We start from the raw sequence: 18,679 nt of genomic DNA, 5'->3' as shown, positions 1-18,679 counted from the left end.
CTTGTCACAAATGGGCGTGTCCACGGCGGTGGGCGGGGCCGCGTACATGGTCTGCCGCTACCGGGAAATGCGCGCTGCCGTGCTGGTTCGCTGCAGCTTGCTTAGGCTGAATGCTGGGTTGAATTGGTGCACCACTGTGCGCTCTGCTCGTGTCGCGGATCAGGCCGGTGCCGGCTATCTCCCGGACGACGGCTATCCCCGCAGCCGCTGCAGGCTTGTCAGGGAACGTCCCCGACGTGACCAGGAGATTTCCCGAGGAATCCAGTAGCCGAAAACGGTATCCCCCTTGCGGGGCGTTGAAGATTTCGAAGTGCCCGGACATGACGTCGTCGCCCCTTTTTCTCCCGCCATTGGGAGTGAGGACCAATAAAACACAGGCCGCAGTCTTCGCCGCAGAAGCTGGCCGGCCTTTGTTCGTTGGGAGGACTTTCGACGGAGTCTGCATACCGTCTGAGGGATCATTTTATCCGCTGGCGGGGGAGCTTGAAAGGCTTCCTTGTAGCTGCGGCCAGGAATCCGTCGCCGCTGTCGCCGGGCAAGGGCGGGGCGTGGCTAGGCGGTCACCGGCCTTCATAGGGCCTGCTTCAGGTGTGCGGGTTCTCTTCGGCGTCCCGGGGATTCTGACGTGGGAGCGGAATGACCAGAACGGGCCGGAGTTGGCGGCGTGTGAGCTGAACGGCAACCGAGCCGACAAGCAGCTGTTCCAGCCGGGTTCCCAGACCTGGTTCCCGGGTGCCAACAACGATGACCGACGCATCCAGAGATTCGGCGAGCTGGCCAAGCGCCTGCGTCGGATTCCCGGACAGGACCAGGAAGGACCAGCGGAGTCCGGCCCCGTCCAGAATGCTGTGAAGCCGTTCTCTGATTCCGGCGCTTACGCCCTCAACGTCGTCAACAAGCACCTCTGAACCGGACGGCCCGGTCTCGCTCTCCTCATCTGGGCCGTCGGCGAGGTAAGTGGTGATATCCACGTATGCGCAGATCAGCTTGACGCCAAGGCTGTGGGCCAATTCCGCGGCGCGATGGACGACCTCCAGCGGCTGGCCAGGCACAACACCGGCCAGGACAGGGCCAGTAATCCGCCGAGGCACGAAGGCCGCGGGCACGGCACCCGGAAGCCCCTCGCCGGCTGGTTGGGTCATGGGCCATCCGCATATAGATGCATGCCTAATCGTAGAACGCCAAGGTGCCGCGGCTGCGAGGCTCAGCGGGGGCACTTTTCTGTAGGTAACGCTTCTGAGCCCATCGTGCCCGGCGGTCCGAAAAGAAGCGGTTCAACCACTGTCGCCCCGCCCCATCATGGATTCGGTCGAGGAAACCGCGTCGTGGACCACAGGTTGGTAATCAAGGCCATTCTTGACCAAGGTCGGAGCTTAGGCTGTGCCTCACGTTCATCGACCTGTGGAGGCTCCTGTGCATGTGTTTGAAAAGCCGACCGGGCGGCTCAGCGCGTCATCTGCAAGAAAACCTCGTCGCCCGTCTTGCCAAGGGCAGGGAATGGGCGACACCTGGTGTTGAATCCGCCCCGCGGTGCGCACTGGGACGAGTGGATGCCGGCATCAACGTAGCCTCACCCCGCCTCCAGGCAACCTTGGGCCATTGCCGATGAGCTGGCTGGGGGAGTGGAAACTGTGACCCCGGGCTCCACGGCCGCATCGCGCGGATCATTCCCGAGGCAGAAGCGCCGGTTATTGAGGAAGCCGCCGCGGACGCCTGACTGGGAAACCGTAGTTGGCCGCAGTTCGCCGCCATCGCCAGAATGGCCGTTTTCGCGTTTATGTACATTTCGGACCAGAAACGCCTAAAATTGGGCCATGAGCGAGATGACTGTTACTGATGCGCGGAGCCGGCTGTCGGAGGCGGTCGATACCGCCCGGGTGAGCCATGAACCGGTGTACCTGCTGCGTCGGGGCCGCCGCGTCGCGGCGCTCATCGACGCCGAGGATCTCGCCACGCTGATTGAAGCCGCCGAAGACCTGGAGGACCTTCGGGCGGCCAACGCGGCGCGGACCGAAATGGAAGAGACCGGCCAAGGTCCGGTGCCGTGGGAGGAAGTCAAGGCGGAGCTGGGCCTGGGGTGAGTTATGCCGTGCAGGTGGCGCCGGCGGCGCTGCGGCAGTTGCGCAAGCTCCCGCCCGACGCCCGCCGACGGATCCAGGCCGCCATCGAACTCCTCGCCGAAACGCCGCGTCCCCCGGGGGCGAAGAAACTCGCCGGCAGCAGCGGCGACTGGCGCGTCCGCACCGGCGACTACCGGATCATCTACGAGATCCGGGACGCTGAGCTGATCGTCCTGGTTGTCGCCATGGGCCACCGGCGGGACATCTACCAGCATTAGGCTGGCCAAACACCGGCACTCAGGCCTCGTCACACTGACTGACGCGCGCGTCCAGGGCGCGGTTCGCCGCATCGACGTCCAAAAATCCAACAACTTCCTGTTGCCGGCCACCCTAACTACTTGGGACACGCGGCACCATGGGCAGCCTGCGGTTCCGCCGATAGGAGCACAGCGCCGAAAGCACCGGATGGGCGGGCAAACTTCCGCTTAGCCTTGGGTGAAGCCCCGCACGAGCAGAGCGATGCTCAAGCGCGGGGGCCTCGTGGCGCTCCGGATGTCGGGGGAACCCGGAGCGTTGGGAACACGCTACGTTCGCCATTCGAAGTTCCCTAATTGCTACCGACCCCCTCCGGGGCCTTGAGCAAACCTGAGCACGGCTGCTGTATATCTGGTTGTTTGGGCTAGGATCGGCAGGTTTGTTACTGAAAGGTAATCCTGCTGTGGACTTCACCCGCTACTTTCTGGGCTTTGCGATCCTGCTGGGCTCGATGCTGCTGTCACTGCTGTGCGCGCATCTGGTGTACCGCTGGTGCCTCAGGCGCCATGACCGGGCCAGGAAAGGGCTTGAGCCGGCGGCGACGGCGAAGTAACGGTTGCCCTACATCAACATGGTCTAAGGCGCTGGGTCAGCATGGTTTGCAGTAGGCGCGTTTCATGTCTGAGGTGATGCGGTCTCCGGGTCGCGGGGATCGGGGACCGGGGACCGTTTTTGGGGGAGGGACGCCTCTGCCCTGATGCTGCGTGTGCGCTAAAGGCGCAGTGGCGCTCTTGATAGAAGCCAACCGCCCTATCTGCAGCCTTGGCTTCGGCGCCCCTCCCGGCCTGTTAGGCGTTAATCTGCTGCTGCGCGCCGGCTCCGGACGTGATATCGATCTTCCGGGGCTGCGCCTTTTCCGCCACCGGGATGCGGAGCGTCAGGACGCCACCGTCGTAGGCCGCCTTGACGTTGTCCGTGTCCAGCGTTTCGCCCAGGACCAGCTGCCGGCTAAAGACCCCCCGCGGCCGCTCGGCGGCGATGTATTCCACCCCTTCACCTCCGGTGTCCTTGCGTTCGGCGCGGATGCTCAGGACGTTCTGCTCGACATCCACGTCGATCGATTCGGTTTCCACGCCGGGAAGGTCAACCGCCACCACGAAATCGTTGCCTTCACGCCAGGCATCCAGGGCCATCACGGCAGGACGCGCGGCGGTACCCAGGACCTGCTGCGTCAGCCGGTCGAACTGGCGGAACGGATCGCTCATCATCAACATGACGTACCTTCTTTGATCATCAAGTGACCGGATGATCTATATCCGCTGATATAGATCTTCTAGCACTCGAGCCAAAAGCTGGCAAGAGGCTGGCAGGGAAAAATGGCCGTACCGCCATGAAGCAGAACGGGATCATTCGCACATTTCCGGGAGCAGGGGAAAGAGAGACTTGTCGTGTTTTCTTCGGGCAAGGGCGGAGACGGCAATGGGATGTGGACGACGCGGCGGCGTGCCCCGCGGCACGGGAGCCTCTCCCGCTGGTCCCAAAACTACGGTTCCCGTTCCTGGGCATAAGACCGGCCGCCAGCTTAGGGGGATTGAGACCGGCGGCGGGCTGGGGTTTCCACAGGGATGGGGGCAAACCAATGGGTCCTCCGCCGTCGGCCTGTTCTTAGGGTACGCCCGGAAGGTCTTCACGAGCCGCCTTGTGCTGGTACCGGTTTATTGTGGATGGGCCGAGGCAACCGCCGGGGGCTTCAAAGTCCGGTTTGGGGCGGCTGCAGGGTGCGTGTGGTGCAGGGATGTGGCATCTATAGGGTCGTGCAGGCTTTCTGCAGGGCGGTGCCCTCAGGCTGTTGTCATATGGCCGGAACGGCACCGCCTGATGGCTCGGCCAGGCCGTTGGCCAGGTAAGGCACTCCCTCCAACGACATTGCAAGAGGCCCTTAACGGACTGGAACGTCTCTTTGCCCGCCAGTCCGTGACACTGCCGGGGACGGCCAAGCCATGGGGCGCCAGTCGTAATCGAGCGGTCCTGGCCCCGCTAACAGGTGCATCAGCGACCCGGATGCCGTCCGTCAGTAGTGTCAGGTTGGGATCTGAGACTCCCTTTAGCCATTGTCAGAAAAGCAGAATCGGATTCCATTCTGACAGCGTGTCGGATTAATGCTTGACGTCAGGGTGGGGTGTGCCCAAAGCGGACGGCAATCGTCGAATTCGGTAACGCTGCAGTTCAAGGGCGCTCTAACGAACAAATACCCCGTCTCGGCGGGGAAGAACTGGCACATAGGATCCGGCACTGGGTTTCGCTACAAAAATCGTGGCTGCTGGGAATTCGTTGAACCAGCCGACTTGTTTGTAGCGAATATCGGTCGTATTGAACACCTTGGAGCTTCCTGCAAGCCGGTCCGTTATCTCCGAAATTTGGTAGCGCAATGTGATGCCCGGGCAGTCTGGCTGTTTGGCGCGGTTCCCTTCTTGCCCCCTCCCGGTTGTAGCAATCTTCTTCGGGCATTCCGTGAGTCAAAGACAGGGAAACAGCCTTCAATGCGGCCTATGTCTACTTCATTTTTGGCCCGCGTGGTCTTGGTGTTGTCAGCGAGCCTCTGGTGTGTCAGGGTTACGCCCGTGGTCAGCCATGCCCGACGAAGGGAACTATTCAAACTTGGGCAGGGGCTAGGACGACGTCGAAGCGTGTGCGGGCCCAGGTTTGGTTGCCGAGGCCGCGCCCGTCGGGGGTGGGGGTCCAGTCGGGCTGGCGTTCGAAGCGTTTGATGAGGGACTCCTTGACTCCGAAGACCGAGTCGCCGATCTCGATCTGCGGGTCGCCGTCGACGAAGATGTGCGTCACCAGCGTTCGGTGGCCGTCGGCGGTGACCATGAAGTGCAGGTGTGCGGCTCTGACGGGGGAACGGCCGACAGACTCCAGCATCTTGCCCACTGGCCCGTCATGCGGAATGGGGTACGGGGTGGGCGTGAGCCCCCAGAACGCGTACTTGCCGTTGTCGTCGGCGAAAAGGTGGGCACGTCCGGCGACCCGCTGATCGCTGTATTGGACGTCGTAGAAACCGTCTTCGTCGGCCTCCCAAACTTCGATCCGCGCACCAGGGACCGGACGCCCTTCGGCGTCGGTGACGGTGCCCTCGATCCAGCAGGGCTGGCCGGCGGCGCCGCCGGCGATGTCGCCGCCGATGGGTATTTCGGGGGCGTCCTCCACAAAGAACGGCCCGAAGACGGTGGCTTCGGTGGCCCCCTTGTATGCCTGGTTGTTGATGGCAATCGTCTGCATGGACAGGCCCAGGACGTCGGAGAGCAGGATGAATTCCTGGCGTTTGTCATCGGTGATCTGGCCGGCGGCGGTGAGGAATTCGATTCCTGAGTTCCACTCGTCCTCGGTGAGGCGGACTTCGCGTACGAAGTTATGCAGGTGGCGGGTCAGTGACTGCATGACCTCCTTCAAGCGCGGATCCTGGGTTTTGTCGAAGGACGCAATGACGGTCTCCACAAGCTTCTGCTCGACGGCGGCCTGCTCTGGGCTGATGGTGTTCCCGGCCCGGGTGGTTCCGGACATGCTGTTCTCCTCTGGTTCGGGTGGGAAGGTGTTGGTTGCGGTCCGGTCAGAGGTCCAGCAGAACTGCGGGGTCTTCGCCGGTGACGGCTGCCTGGAGGAGGCGGGTGAGGTTCTCGGTGGTGACGGGGCGGGGGTTGGACGCCGGGACGGCCGGGAGGACGACGGCGACGGCCTCGGCTATCCCGTCGGCGGTGAAGCCGTAGTCCGCCAGCGCCTTCGGGGCGTCCAGTCGTTTGCGGAGGTCCTGGAGTCCGGTCAGGGCGTCGGCGGTGCTGAATGCTGCGGCGATGCGCGCCTCGGCTTGGGGCGCGGCGGGGGCGTTGAAGGCCAGGACGTAGGGCAGTACGGTGGCGTGGGTGTGGGCGTGGGGGAGGTTGAAGGTGCCGCCCAGTGCGTGGCAGATTTTGTGGTGCAGCCCGGATCCGGCGGAGGCGAACGCGACCGCGGAGAGGTAGGTGCCGTAGAGCGCCTGTTCGCGTCCTTCGGTCCCGGACGGGACACTGACGATGAGCGGCAGGCCTTGGCTGAGGGCGCGGATCCCTTCGGCGCCGAGGGCGGCGTTGATGGGGTCGGCACGGGGTGCCCACATTGAGTCGATGCAGTGCGCGATGCCGTTCAGGCCGGAGGCAACGGACATGTCCACGGGCAGGGACAGGGTCAGGGCCGCGTCGTAGATAACCGTGACGGGCAGGACGGTGTCGTCCACTCCGGTGATTTTCCGTGAGGCTTCGGTCAGGCCCCACATGTTCGTGGCTTCGGAGCCGGCGTAGGTCGTGGGCACCGCGATGATGGGCAGGCGGGACGTCATCGCGATCGCCTTGGCCAGGCCCGTCGTCGAGCCTCCGCCCACGCAGACCAGCAGGTCGATGCCGTGCCCGAGAGCGGCGGCGCGGGCTTTCTCGGCCGTCTCGACGGGGACGTGCATGACCACGTCGTGGTGCCACAGGGCGACCTCAATGTCGGCCGCGACGGTCCGGGCCAGCGGTGTCGCGGAGTCGGAGGCGATCACCATCACATGCCGGGCACCCAGCCTGGCTGCTTCCGCTGCGAGGTTCGCTGCAGCGTTGCCGGTGCCGAAGAGTACCCGCTGGCCAAGGGTGACGTGGTCAAACGTCAAACTCATAGTCATCTCTCCCGGTTCACGATTGCGGTTTCGGCGCCGCGTACGCGACGACGCCGGTGCCGGCGTCGACTTCTTCATCAACGGGTGTTTCGTAGTGCCACCCGGCCCATGCTGAATGAACGAGTACGGGGGGCTTCTGATTTCGGCCAATAGGGAGCACGCGCGAGGCGAGCGAAGCAAGTAAGTCGGAGGTGGTGTGTGCGGTCATGGCGTGTGGGTTTTTGACTGTTGTGCGCATGGGGGTCCTCCTGGAGATGGCCCGGGTCGTATCATGTGGCAGATCCGATACCGATGACGTCGAGGTCGTGACCGATGATGAGTTGCCCGTCGAAACCTTTGCCACAAGCTTCCCAAACGCTGTCCGGTCTATTGCCCGGAACCAGATGTGAGAGAACGAGTGACTTGACGCCGGCCTCCTGGGCAATGGGTCCCACATCCTCGATGAGAGTGTGTGCCTCGATCAGATGTTGGTAGAGCCCCTCCTGCGCGTCGGTACGCGGTTCTGGAAAGAGGGATTGGGGCCAGGTCTTATCTATTACCTCATGGACCAGAACGTCCGCATCCTTGGCCAGCTTAATGAGGTTCGGCGTCTTTCCTGTATCTCCGGAAAAGACCACCGATCCCTCGTCCGTGTCAAAGCGGTAAGCCAAGGCGGGGAAAACGGGGGCGTGGTTGACCAGGGTTGCTGAAACCTTGACGTGGTCATCTTCGTAGAAGGTGAAGGGACTCATTTCGGGGCAAGGATTTGTATTCGGGCTTTTCGTGAACTCGGGGGGAACCGGTACGTCGAAAGCTTCCCACAGCTGATTGGGATGTGGCTTGCGGTTATCGAAAAGCCTGTCATTGAAGTCAGTGGCGTAGGCCTGCACGATGAGATCCGTCATTTCGCGCGTGCCCGGGGTCGGGTTCCCGGGACTGGCCGGGGTGGGCGGGTTTCCTGACCCGAACAAGGGGGGCAACTCACCGCGATTACCCGGGCCCCAGATGGGTATTTTCTTGACGGACTGAAGGCCATTGAAAAGGCCCTCGCTGAGTATGTTGTTCAAGTCCACGACATGGTCGGAGTGAAGATGTGTCAAAAATATTCCAGCGAGCACATCCAGCGGCCCCTCCATATCCTTTTCGTAGTTGGGACCGAGTTTGGCCTTCCGTAACTGCCCCATCACCCCATGGCCTGCGTCAATAAGGTAATAGCGGTCCCCGACTACAAGGGCGGAGGATATTCCTTCGCGCGTACCACCCGGCCAATAGGGCGGACCCCCGGAGGTGCCGAGAAGGACCAGACGGGTGCGATGCCCTTCAGCTGGTGCAGGGCTGAATGACCGCGACGCGGATGATCCCACTGCCCTGTTGTCAGTGCACGCCGTCAGGGTGACCGCCGCCGCTCCAAGCCCGAAACTGGCGAGGATATTTCGTCTGGAGACTCCGGACGACTCAAGTCTGCCTAATACGTCACACATGATTGTTGCTCCTGGTTCGATGTCTCTTACACGGGGTAGAAGGCTGCTGCCCGATTATCAACGACGGCCTAAGGAGATAAGCGACCAACCGAGCCGGGCCCGAGGCTTTCCATACCTCGGAACGTCTTCATTGCCTTTCTGCCCTCTGCCGGCTTGCACCATTTGTCCTCGCACGCCCTGGCCCTCGAGGTCATCAAGAGACCCGACGAACGGATGTGCTCACACCGTCGGACTTGAGTCCGCGTCAGTCTCGTCAAACAGCCGGCCCACACTACACGTGTTTGTGCTTCTGCCGAGGCGTCCAGCGCGGGCAGAAGGAAGTGAGTATGCCGAGTGGATTGTCGGGTCGTGGTCGTCTGTGGCCAGCAGTGCCTCTTCAGCGGATGAACGGCGCTCCATACGTCGACTGGTGGCGCCGCTCATCCGGAACTGAGTTAGTTGCGTTTGAGGAAGAGACTGACGTCGTCGTTGTTGATTAGGTCAGGCACGGTCCAGCCGTCCAGGTCGTACTCGGACATGCACAGGTCCGCGAAACCCTTCATGGAGTCCGTGGTGCCTTGTGCCTGGGCGGCGAAGAGGATTTCAGCCTTGACGTTCTCGTGGTTGCCGGAGTAGTTCCGTTCGTAGAGTTCGTGCCGGCCGCCGAACTCGGTGCCAATCGCGTCCCAGAGCAGCTTCATCAGCTTCACCCGATCCACTGCTTCAACGCCGTCGGAGCCGCGGACGTACTTATCCAGATACGGGCGGATTTCCGGGGTCTTGAAATCCAGCGCCGAGGAGTTCAGGTAGATCAGGCCGGACGCGACATCCTGTTCGATGATTTCCTTGATCCGCGGGTAGCCGATGGCCATGAACATCCGGTACGCCAGGCCGTAGTCCAGCTTTGGCAGCACCGTCCCGTTCGGGCCTTGGTCCGGGTTCAGGGTCATGCCGTCGATCAGGGCGTAGAACATGTTGCGCCAGCCCAGGACCTCACCGACGCGGGTCTGGACGCCGCGGAAGTCCTGGGTGCCGGCAACTTCGAGGGCTTTCAGCAGCAGCCCGGCGATGAAGTCCAGCTTCGTGGCGAGCCGGATCACGCCCTGGAACGTAAAGCGGTTGATGAAGCCGGTCTGCGGGAAGAAGTTGTTGATCTTCTCCACGTCCCCGTAAGCGAAGACGTTCTCCCACGGGATCAGGACCTTGTCGAAGACGAACACCGAATCGTTCTCGTCCATCCGGCTGGAGAGCGGGTAGTCGAACGGGGTGCCCATCACAGCGGCCTGATGGCTGTAGGAAGCGCGGCTGATCAGCTTCACCCCGGGAGCGTCCATCGGCACGGTGCAGATGAGGGCGAACTCCTTGCGCTTGATCGGCAGTCCGTAGTGGGCGATGAAGTTGTAGTTGGTGATCGCCGATCCGGTAGCCACAACCTTCGCGCCGGAAACGATCAGGCCCGAGCCTGTTTCCTTCTCGACCTTCATGAACACGTCGCCCACCTGGTCCGGCGGCAGGTGCCGGTCCACCGGGGGGTTGATGATCGCGTGGTTCCAGTACAGGACCTTTTCCTGGGACTCCTTGTACCAGCGCTTGGCGTTGTCCTGGAAGGGCTCGTAGAAGTCCGGCATGCCGCCCAGGGTGCCCAGGAACGCTGCCTTGTAGTCCGGGGAGCGGCCCAGCCAGCCGTAGCTCATTCGCGCCCAGGTCTCGATCGCGACGCGGTCCTTCTTCAGGTCCTCAACGCTGTGCGGGGTACGGAAGAAGGACATGGTCTTGCCGCCGGACCCGGTATCGGTAGGCACCATCAGCTTGTCCTGCAGCTCCGGCTTGTGCATCCCGTCATACAGCCTGGCGGCCATGCGGACGGAGTTGCGGAACGCCGGGTGGGTGGTCACGTCCTTGACCCGCTCGCCGTAGATCCACACCTCCCGGTCGTCCTTGAGCGAGTTGATGTACTCGTCCCCCGTCATGGGCATCTTCCGATTGGCGGACGTGGTCCGTTCGTCCATCGTGGGAGCGGTGGTGGGTGCTGTGTCATCCAGGATTTCGGTCATGAGGGTTCCTTTCGGTAAGAATTGGGGTCTTAGATGCTGTTGAAGGCTTTGAAGGAGTCCGCGCCGGAGAACCAGCCGGATTCCAGGGAGTCACCACAGTGGTGCCAGTGGCTCGAACCGGTCATGGGCCCGATTTCGCGGAATTTCCCACCAAAGAACAGCAACGGTTCGCGGTCTGTGACCTCGAGTTTTTGGACTTCGCCGATGACGATGATGTGGTCGCCGCCGTCGTAGATCGCCCAGGGCGCGCATTCCAGGGTCGCCTTGTTTTCCAGCAGGACCGGGACGTCTCCGTCCAGCGTCCAGGCCGGCTCATAGGGCAGCGGTTTGCCGGCGAAGTGCCAGGCAACGTCCAACTGGTCCTGGGACAGGATGTTGATGGCGAAGGGGGCCCCGTCAAGGTACTGCGCCGCCCGCGAGGTGCGCGTGAGCGTCACCTGTGCCAGCGGCGGGTCCAGTGACACAGCGGTGAAGGCGTTGACCGTGGCACCGTGCGGGACGCCGACCTCGGACCGGCAGGTTACAACGGTGACGCCGGTAGCGAACTGGCCGAAGGTGTTCCGCAGCTCGCGCGGGTCGACAGGGGTAGTGACTGCTTCCTGAGTCATTTTTCTCCCTCCTCTGGGTCCAGGACGAAGTTGTAGGTGACTTCGCGTCCGGCGGCGTCAGCGCGGTTGGTCGGGGCAAGCACCAGTTCGGGCTTCACGGCCGAAGCGATATCGTCCGCCACGTGTTCGTCACCCTCGAAGTACAGCTGGGTGGTGATGGGCTGATGCCCCGGCGCCGACACTTTGAGGTGCAGGTGCGCCGGGCGCCACGCGTGCCACCCGGCGGCGGCGATGAGCTGCCCGCAGGCACCGTCCGTGGGGATCTGGTACGGCGCGGGCTGCATGGTGTTGATCTGGAAGTTGCCGTCCTGTTCCGCGACCACAGTGCCGCGGAGGTTCCATTCGGGCAGGCCGGGCGCGAACTGCGAGTAGAAGCCGAGATCGTCTGCATGCCAGATCTCGATCTTGGCGCCCGGCAGGGCCTGGCCGGCAACGTTGCTGACTTGTCCCTGGAATAGGAGCGGAATGCCGGGTTCGTCGTCACGCATCGGCAGTGTCGCCGGGGAGTGCTGCTCGGGGGAGTTCGGAAGGTAGTACGGTCCCTCGATGGTTCCCTTGGAGCCGTGCCTGTTCGCATTGGCGACCTCCTCGACGGAGTGCTCCACCCAGACGTCCAGGAACAGCGGCCATTCGCCGTCCTCGCCGACCTGGATGAGCCAGGCCTTCAACGCGTTGTATTCGTTGTAGCTGACCTTTTCTTCCAAGATCGTCTCGTTGATTGCACCGATCACCCGCGATGCCAGCAGGTTTACGCGTTCCTGGCTGGTATCACCGGCGTACTTTTTGTTCTCGCGGAAGCGCTCGGTGGCGTTGGCGCCTGAAGCCGCCGCCGTGGCATGGGTTTCTATAGTCATGTCTGTCCCTCTTGTGGTCTTCGGCCTCATCGCCGCTGCACAAAAGTGTCCCAACTCACATGAGATCGCGTGGGTGGTTGGCGGCGATCTGGCCGCAAAGTGGCAAAACAGGTCCGTTGGGTGCAAAAACCGGGGCCATAATACGGGCCGGCAAGGGCAGCCGCCATGAGTGCCCTGCGGCGCGGGACCTAAAGCGTGATGCCGAGGAGCGTGTTCTTGCGGACCTGGAGCGGAACGGCGCCAAAGCGGGCCTTAAAGGCGCGCGTAAAATAACTTTGCGACGCGAAACCGGCCTCTGCGGCAATCCGTCCCACCGGCGTCGTTCTTTGCGCTGGATCGCAGAGGATGTTCCTCGCCAGCTCCAGCCGCCGGCCCAGAATATACAGACTGGGCGGCTCGCCCGCCTCAGAAAAGATCCGCGTCAGGTGACGTTCGCTAATGCCGACGGCCGCGGCAACCTCGGCCGTGCTGAGTTGCGGATCGCCCAGGCGATCCTCGATATAGCAGCGCGCCGTGGCAAGGTATCCGGGGTCGGTGCCGCTGCGCTCCCCACTCACCAGGAGGCCGAGCAGGTCCAGGGCAGCGTCCTCGGCACGTTCCGGATCCGCCGCCTGGCCGGACTGGGGCTTCCCGGCGAGGGTGCCGCTGACCAGTTTGGCCAGGGCCAGCATGTGCCGATTCGCCGGCTTACCCTGGTTAAAGTCGAAAACCCGCGGTTTGAGCAGCGGCTTCCCGCCTGACAGCTCCAGGTAGTCATCGCGCGGGATCGTCAGCACCAGCTCGTGCAGCCCTTTGCAGAAGCCGCGCAGAAACGGCCGGTCGGCGTCGTAGATGACAGCCTGTCCGGGCTTGAGCGATTCCTGCCCGTCCCCATAGTAGAAAAATGCTTCCCCCTCCAGGGCGAAGAAGACCGCGATCACGTCCGTGGGGTTTTGCCGGATAAACCGCTCGTTACGCTCCACTACCTGGGCGCTGCCCCTAACCTGGGCGAACTTCAGCGACGGGAAATGCAAGTTCAGCTCCCTGGCCTGCAGCGGCGCCTCATCCATAGTGCGGATATCCAGCGGAATCAGCGCTTTGGAATTGTGGTGCTCCCACAGCTGGACTCTGTTGGTGGCTGGGATGCCGTCGGTGCTGAACTTCAGGAGTTTGGCAGGTCTGGATCCGGGCAACTCGCCATCTGGTTCCGCGGCATGTCCTTGCCCTGCAGCGGCCCGCCGTGCGGCATCAAGATGGTGCTGACTCATGAATCACAAAGTGTAGCCTGAATCACACCTTCTGGACAGCCGGCCGGTGGTGTGTCAGCAGAAGACCGGAGGGCACCCGGCGCAGGATCGAGCCGAGGGCGCCGCTGTCCACTGGCTCCTCGCAGCCCAGAGCGGAATCGCCGTCAGCGAAATGACGGCTGGCCCTCAGCCTGCCCCGCTTCGATTGGAAGTCAATATCTGCAACCCTCAAAGCTTGGACCGTACTTTGACCAGCTGATGTGGCCGCAGACCGAGCTTGTACAGCACCTGAAGAAACGGTCGGCGTTCATCAACATCACCCTCGAGGACATCACCAAGATTAGCGACATGTTCAAAACCATCTACAGCATCGATGATGACCGGGCGCCGTCGCACCGCCGGCTGATAGATCCCTAATCGGCAGGTAAAGGAGGGACCTCTCCCCCGGCGATTTTTGAACGCCGGTAACCGCGATTCCGTCAGCCTGTGCCTTTTTCACCAGTGGCTGGCGGCAGGGGAGTGCTTTTAGGAAAATTTGGCCTGGCGGAGGTACTGGTACACAGTTTCCCTGCTGATGCCATAGTCGCTGGCAAGGACGGATTTCGGGACGCCGCTGGCCGCCCGCTGCACCAGTTCGTCTGCCCGTTCCGGAGTGAGGGTCTTTTTCCGCCCTTTATAGGCGCCGCGCTGCTTGGCCAGCGCGATGCCTTCGCGCTGCCGCTCCCGGATCAGGGAGCGTTCGAACTCGGCGAAGGCCCCCATCACGGAAAGCATGAGATTGGCCATGGGGGAGTCTTCCCCGGTGAAGACCAAGCTCTCTTTGATGAACTCCACCCGCACGCCCTTACGCGTGAAGCCCTGGACCAGTGAACGCAGGTCATCCAGGTTCCGGGCGAGGCGGTCCATGCTGTGCACCACCACGGTGTCCCCATCACGGGCAAAACGCAGCAGCTCAGTGAGCTCCGGCCTGGAGGTGTCCCTGCCCGAGGCCTTGTCGGTGAAGACCCGGTCCAGAATCTGGCCGTCGAGCTGGCGTTACTCGTTCTGGTCCAAAGTGCTCACGCGCACGTACCCGATCCGCTGTCCCGACACCGATGCCTCCAAACCCGTCGACCTGTCAGATCGAGTTCTAGGGCCTTCCCAGCAGAACGTCAAGACATCCGGGTTCACATCGTCAGGTTGGGGTGTGCTTGAGCCTTACATCTGCGGGTTGATTGACTACGCGTATAAGCGACGCCACCGCTGGAATGGCGGGTGGCGGGTCCCTTGGAGGCACAAGGCGCGGGATTTATGGCTTAGACGGGTCCTGGCCCTTGGTCTTGGAGCTCTTCCAGAGATGGTGTGGACGGGGGCTGCCCTCGACCTGCACCTCACCATCCGAATGCACCACGAGCACGGGGCAGTCGGCGTGGGAAACGCAGGCTGAGCTTACGGATCCGATATGCATGCCCAGGAAGCCTCCGTGACCACGCCGCCCAACCACCAGCAGCGCGGCGCCGGCGCCGGCTTCCACCAGTTTGTCCCGTGCCGGGCCGCGGATCAGTTCCTGGCTGAGGTTCCTGGGTACGTCCGTCCCGAAGGCCTTGGCGACGGTATCGGCCAGAATCTTCTTCTCAGCCGCCTCAGCCGCGTCGATCGCTTCCATCGCGTCGAAGTCCGGCGGGACGTAGCCAGTCTCGTCGGCGTACACGGGCGGGAGTTCCCAGACGGCTACGGCGTGAATCGCCGCTTCCAGCGCGGGCGCTAACCTGGCAGCAAGCCGCAGCGCCTGTACCGAAGATTCCGAGCCATCGACGCCGACGACCACTTTTCCTTTCGTGTCCATCATCCTTCTCCTTGAATGCGGATCTTTAGCCGGATGAGGATAGCCGGCCGCGCGGTTTGTCTTCGTGATGAAGGGCGGAGGCCGTCATGCGGTAGGAGAGCTTTCCTGCAAGTTGCCGGGGTTCGACCCACACTTCGAAGCCTAGCGCGGCCTCAAAGAGAGCCCTGGGTTCCCACTCGTCAGCCGCCAGCCAGATCACGGAAGAGTCGGGCATCGCCCCGTCGACTCTGCCGGATCTGATGACATTGCCGTCTTTTCGGATCTCAACCGGGGCACCTACGAGCCGGTCCCATGCGTCATGGCGGTACTTGATCATCTCTCCTTCTCTCGGGTGGTCACGGAAGTCGCACGCCGGAGGACATCGGGACGCGGCGGTGATTACGGTGCCCTGCCAATTGAGGGTGACTTACCGCAAGCGTCCTGTGCGGTTCTTAGATACTGCTTGCCAGGTGCCTGACGGTTCCGGCGGCCGTTGAGGTGGTGGAGTTTCTGATCTTTGTGCGGAGGTCTTCTTCGAATTTGTCGATGTCCGCGAGTCTGTGCAGCACGCTTTCGGCGCGTTGCATGGGTATGACGGCAACGCCGTCGTCGTCGGCGCTGATGAGGTCCCCGGGGCTGACGACGGTGCCGCCGCAGGCCACCGGCACCGAGACGGCTCCCGGCCCGTATTTCGCGGGTCCGGCGGGCGAGACCCCGCGGGCCCAGACGGGCAGCCCGAGTTCCTTGATGGCTGCACGGTCCCGGGTTAGTCCGTCGATGACGACGCCGGCGATGCCGGCGGCGAGACAGATCTCGGCCAACAGGTCACCGAAAACGGCCCGGGTTGTTCCTCCGAGGGCGTTGATGACAAGGACGTCGCCGGGTTCGGCGTCATCGAGGGCGCGGTGGATGGCGAGGTTGTCGCCTTCACGGGTCAGTACTGTCAGTGCCGGGCCGACGCACCGGCCGGTGGCCCATTGTGATGCGATGCCTGTGTCCATGAGGTTAAGCCTGTCCATGGCGTCCCCGACATTGGCTGTGGGGTACTGCTTCAGGCCCTCAACGAACTCGGTGACGGAGTTGGTGGGACGGTGGCCGACGGTGAGTGAAGTAGTTGCTGCGTCGATAAACATGGTGTCTTTCAGTGGCTCGTTGGCTGTGTTTTTTGCCGCTTTTCACACCTGCGGGTGGCGGTTTGTGTGCTGGGGGCAGGGGCGGCGGGCCGGGTGGCCGGTACGGGGTTTGTTCCGCGGGTTATACGGGGGCGGGGGAGGGGATGTTATTGAGTGTGATGTTGTTGATTGCGTGGTCCGGCCGCTGGCCGGCGAGGGCCTGTTGCATGACCTGCAGGGCGCCGGTTCCGGCGGCCAGGAAGGCCTCTTCGCTTTGCCCGGCGACGTGCGGGGTCACGATCAGGTTCGGCACCTCCGCGATCTGAATCTTGGAGTGTGCGATGGGGTCTTTCATGTCCACGGACTCGCCTTCCAGGACATCCAGCCCGGCCCCGCCCAGGTGCCCGTTCTGCAGTGCCTGGGCCAGGGCGGGTTCGTCGATGAGGCCGCCGCGGGAGGTGTTGATCAGCACCGACCCGGGTTTCATCCTGGCCAGGGCGTCTGCGTCGATGATTTGGGCGGTCTGCTCGGTCAGCGGCATGTGCAGGCTGAGAACATCCGAGCCGCCGATAACCTCATCGAGCGTTGCGGGGGCAGCACCCGCGGCCTGGATGGCGGAATCCTGCACGAAGGGGTCATGGACCAGGACGTGCATGCCGAATCCCTGGGCGATGGTGGCGACCATGCGGGCGATGTTGCCGAAGCCGAGCAGTCCGAGGGTGCGCCCGTGCAGTTCGAAGCCGTTCATCTGTGGTTTGGCTGCTGCCCAGTGCCCGGCGGTGGTCTGGGCGGCCCCATAGGGCACTTTCCTTGCCAGGGAGAGCAGGAGGGCGAAGACGTGCTCGGCGACGGCGCGGCTGTTGCTGCCCGGGGTGGTGCTCACCCAGACACCGGCGTCGGTGGCAGCTTCGATGTCGACGTTGTCGGTTCCCACTCCGTGGCGGGCGATGATACGCAGCCGGGGGGAGGCCTCAATTTTTTCCCGGTCGAAGCGTTCGGCCCGGAGCAGGACGGCGTCGATATCGGTGCGGACGTCTTCGTAGCGGACAGCGTCCTGGCCGTAGCCAAGGTGCACCTGGCCCAGGGTGTGAAGTTTTGCCAGGACGTCGGTGTGGATCTCGTCGGAGACGTAGAAGGTCGGCATGGTGTTCCTAGCGGTAGAGGTGGGAAGCGGCGGTGAGGGTGTTCTTGCGTACCGTGCCCAGCAGCACGGCCAGGCCCAGGACGCCGAAGATCATCAGCATGTAGGCGGGGATCATGGTGTTGCCGGTGTTGCCGATCAGCCAGGTTGCCACGTAGGGGGCGCCGGCGCCGCCGAGTACGGCCCCGACGCTGTGGCCGAAGGCGACGCCGCTGTGCCGGACCTCGACGGGGAAGAACTCGGGCATGGCGGCGTAGGTGCCTGCCTGGCAGAGGGCGTAGGGCACCATGCCAAGGAGCAGGCCGAAGATCGCCAGTGCCAAGGAACCGGCATTCATGAGCATGAACGAGGGGAAGGTAAGCGCGATGTAGGCGATGTAGGAGGCTGTCAGCAGTTTCTTGCTGCCGATGCGGCTGCCCAGCTGGCCTGCCAGTGGGATCAGCAGCGCCGCGGCGGTGACGGCGATGAGGACGATGGTTGCAGCTTCGGCCTTGGTGAAGTCCAAGACCGTGCTGAAGTAGACGGCAACATAGACGGTGCCGATATAGGTGCCGATGTTCTGCACGAGGGCGATGAAGAAGACCTTGGTCAGCCGTGAGCGGTGGTTGCGGAACAGTTCAACGATCGGAGCCTTGGTTGTATGGCCCTTGTTCGCGCTCTGGGTGAACTCGGGGCTGTCCTCGATCTTCAGGCGCATGACCAGGCACAGGATGCCCAGCGGGATCGCCAGGAGGAACGGGATCCGCCAGCCCCAGGACTCCATTTCCGCCGCCGGCACAAAAGATGCAGCCAGTGCGGCAACGCCTGCAGCGCCGGCCTTACCCAGCACCCCCACGCTGGGAATGAAGGAGATGTAGAGGTTGCGCCGCTCCACCGGAGCCCATTCGCGGATGTAGGTCGCGGCGCCGCCGATCTCGCCGCCGGCGGAGAGGCCCTGCAGCATCCGCAGCAGGCCCAGCAGGATGGGTGCCCAGATGCCGATCTGCGCGTACGTGGGCAGCAGCGCGGTAAGCCCTGCCGCACCGCTCATCAGGATGACCGAGCCGATGAGGCTGGCGCGCCGGCCGTAGCGGTCACCGATGCGCCCGAAGAAGATCGCGCCCAGCGGCCGGACCAGGAACGCCGTGCCGAAAACCAGGAAGGTGTTCAGCAGCCCCGCGACGGGATCACCGGCGGGGAAGAACACCACGGCCAGCGTCGCGGCCACATAGCCGAAGACACTGAAGTCGTAGTACTCGATGAAAGTACCGAACGCGGCAACACCGGTGGCCTTCTTCGCTTTTTTGAGGTGGAGGGCATCCGTCGCCGGGGGGACGGTCTGACTGACTTGGGGCATCCTTGCTCCTTATAAAAAATGGGACAGTGTCCTAGAATGTAAGTTAAGTGTGATGTGGGCCATGGTTTCTGTCAAGCGAGCGTTGCGCCGAGGGTGTTGGTCT

20 protein-coding genes and 1 pseudogene are annotated in these 18,679 nt (G+C 63.1%); 4 read left to right on the top strand and 17 right to left on the bottom strand.

Translation table 11 applies throughout. From position 1 onward, the window contains the following. Positions 1-4: 4 nt before the first annotated feature. On the bottom strand, positions 5-322 hold the full coding sequence (locus tag M1E01_RS11465; protein WP_457971733.1) for a YegP family protein: 318 nt from the start codon (positions 320-322) through the stop codon (positions 5-7). A gap of 262 nt (positions 323-584) precedes the next feature. Beyond that, entirely contained in the window at positions 585-1,142 is a 558-nt protein-coding gene (locus tag M1E01_RS11460; RefSeq protein WP_457971732.1) for a universal stress protein, read from the bottom strand. Between the two features lie 672 nt (positions 1,143-1,814). On the opposite strand from M1E01_RS11460, the gene M1E01_RS11455 reads away from it, so the two are divergent. From M1E01_RS11455 to M1E01_RS11445, 3 genes are all read left to right on the top strand, one after another. Then, on the top strand, positions 1,815-2,081 hold the full coding sequence (locus tag M1E01_RS11455) for a type II toxin-antitoxin system Phd/YefM family antitoxin (protein WP_457971731.1): 267 nt from the start codon (positions 1,815-1,817) through the stop codon (positions 2,079-2,081). Beyond that, a complete protein-coding gene (locus M1E01_RS11450; RefSeq protein WP_241710900.1) occupies positions 2,078-2,338 on the top strand; it encodes a type II toxin-antitoxin system RelE family toxin in 261 nt (86 codons plus the stop codon). Before M1E01_RS11455 ends, M1E01_RS11450 begins: the two co-directional genes overlap by 4 nt. Before the next feature lie 440 nt (positions 2,339-2,778). After that, positions 2,779-2,928 carry a hypothetical protein gene (locus M1E01_RS11445; protein ID WP_457971730.1) on the top strand — a complete coding sequence of 50 codons (150 nt, stop codon included), beginning with the start codon at positions 2,779-2,781 and terminating at the stop codon, positions 2,926-2,928. A 235-nt stretch (positions 2,929-3,163) separates the two neighbouring features. On the opposite strand, the gene M1E01_RS11440 is transcribed toward M1E01_RS11445, so the two are convergent. From M1E01_RS11440 to M1E01_RS11400, 9 genes are all read right to left on the bottom strand, one after another. Continuing rightward, a complete protein-coding gene (locus tag M1E01_RS11440; RefSeq protein ID WP_457971729.1) occupies positions 3,164-3,589 on the bottom strand; it encodes an Hsp20/alpha crystallin family protein in 426 nt (141 codons plus the stop codon). 1,378 nt (positions 3,590-4,967) lie between these two features. Next, positions 4,968-5,879, bottom strand: a complete 912-nt coding sequence (locus tag M1E01_RS11435; RefSeq protein ID WP_457971728.1) for a dioxygenase family protein — start codon at positions 5,877-5,879, stop codon at positions 4,968-4,970. Between the two features lie 46 nt (positions 5,880-5,925). Further along, positions 5,926-7,002: a maleylacetate reductase gene (locus M1E01_RS11430; protein ID WP_457971727.1), complete on the bottom strand. Its 1,077-nt coding sequence runs from the start codon at positions 7,000-7,002 to the stop codon at positions 5,926-5,928. Between the two features lie 16 nt (positions 7,003-7,018). Then, a complete protein-coding gene (locus M1E01_RS11425; RefSeq protein ID WP_457971726.1) occupies positions 7,019-7,240 on the bottom strand; it encodes a hypothetical protein in 222 nt (73 codons plus the stop codon). A gap of 31 nt (positions 7,241-7,271) precedes the next feature. Continuing rightward, positions 7,272-8,462 carry an MBL fold metallo-hydrolase gene (locus M1E01_RS11420; protein WP_457971725.1) on the bottom strand — a complete coding sequence of 397 codons (1,191 nt, stop codon included), beginning with the start codon at positions 8,460-8,462 and terminating at the stop codon, positions 7,272-7,274. Between the two features lie 434 nt (positions 8,463-8,896). Beyond that, a complete protein-coding gene (locus tag M1E01_RS11415) occupies positions 8,897-10,495 on the bottom strand; it encodes a 4-hydroxyphenylacetate 3-hydroxylase family protein (RefSeq protein ID WP_457971724.1) in 1,599 nt (532 codons plus the stop codon). A 29-nt stretch (positions 10,496-10,524) separates the two neighbouring features. Next, positions 10,525-11,103, bottom strand: a complete 579-nt coding sequence (locus M1E01_RS11410; RefSeq protein ID WP_457971723.1) for a flavin reductase family protein — start codon at positions 11,101-11,103, stop codon at positions 10,525-10,527. Further along, the gene (gene catA, locus M1E01_RS11405; protein WP_457971722.1) at positions 11,100-11,957 is read right to left on the bottom strand and encodes a catechol 1,2-dioxygenase; all 858 of its coding nucleotides are present in this window, start codon (positions 11,955-11,957) and stop codon (positions 11,100-11,102) included. Before catA ends, M1E01_RS11410 begins: the two co-directional genes overlap by 4 nt. A gap of 188 nt (positions 11,958-12,145) precedes the next feature. Beyond that, positions 12,146-13,204, bottom strand: coding sequence for an AraC family transcriptional regulator (locus M1E01_RS11400; protein ID WP_457971721.1), 1,059 nt, complete (start codon positions 13,202-13,204; stop codon positions 12,146-12,148). A gap of 237 nt (positions 13,205-13,441) precedes the next feature. On the opposite strand from M1E01_RS11400, the gene M1E01_RS11395 reads away from it, so the two are divergent. Then, positions 13,442-13,600, top strand: a complete 159-nt coding sequence (locus M1E01_RS11395) for a hypothetical protein (RefSeq protein WP_457971720.1) — start codon at positions 13,442-13,444, stop codon at positions 13,598-13,600. A 108-nt stretch (positions 13,601-13,708) separates the two neighbouring features. Here M1E01_RS11395 and M1E01_RS11390 read toward each other — a convergent pair. From M1E01_RS11390 to M1E01_RS11365, 6 genes and pseudogenes are all read right to left on the bottom strand, one after another. Beyond that, positions 13,709-14,275 (bottom strand): annotated as a pseudogene (locus M1E01_RS11390) (recombinase family protein). A 196-nt stretch (positions 14,276-14,471) separates the two neighbouring features. Continuing rightward, on the bottom strand, positions 14,472-15,011 hold the full coding sequence (locus M1E01_RS11385) for a universal stress protein (RefSeq protein ID WP_457971719.1): 540 nt from the start codon (positions 15,009-15,011) through the stop codon (positions 14,472-14,474). Between the two features lie 22 nt (positions 15,012-15,033). Then, complete coding sequence (locus tag M1E01_RS11380; protein WP_457971718.1) at positions 15,034-15,324, bottom strand: hypothetical protein; 291 nt, start codon at positions 15,322-15,324, stop codon at positions 15,034-15,036. A gap of 115 nt (positions 15,325-15,439) precedes the next feature. After that, positions 15,440-16,120 (bottom strand): RraA family protein, encoded by a 681-nt coding sequence (locus tag M1E01_RS11375; RefSeq protein ID WP_457971717.1) that lies wholly within the window; start codon positions 16,118-16,120, stop codon positions 15,440-15,442. Positions 16,121-16,241: 121 nt separating this feature from the next. Continuing rightward, on the bottom strand, positions 16,242-17,243 hold the full coding sequence (locus tag M1E01_RS11370; protein WP_457971716.1) for a hydroxyacid dehydrogenase: 1,002 nt from the start codon (positions 17,241-17,243) through the stop codon (positions 16,242-16,244). A gap of 7 nt (positions 17,244-17,250) precedes the next feature. Continuing rightward, the gene (locus M1E01_RS11365) at positions 17,251-18,576 is read right to left on the bottom strand and encodes an MFS transporter (RefSeq protein ID WP_457971715.1); all 1,326 of its coding nucleotides are present in this window, start codon (positions 18,574-18,576) and stop codon (positions 17,251-17,253) included. Between the last annotated feature and the right edge of the window lie 103 nt (positions 18,577-18,679).

It is taken from the genome of Arthrobacter sp. D1-17, assembly GCF_054130535.1.
This window is presented reverse-complemented; position numbering and strand designations above follow the sequence as displayed.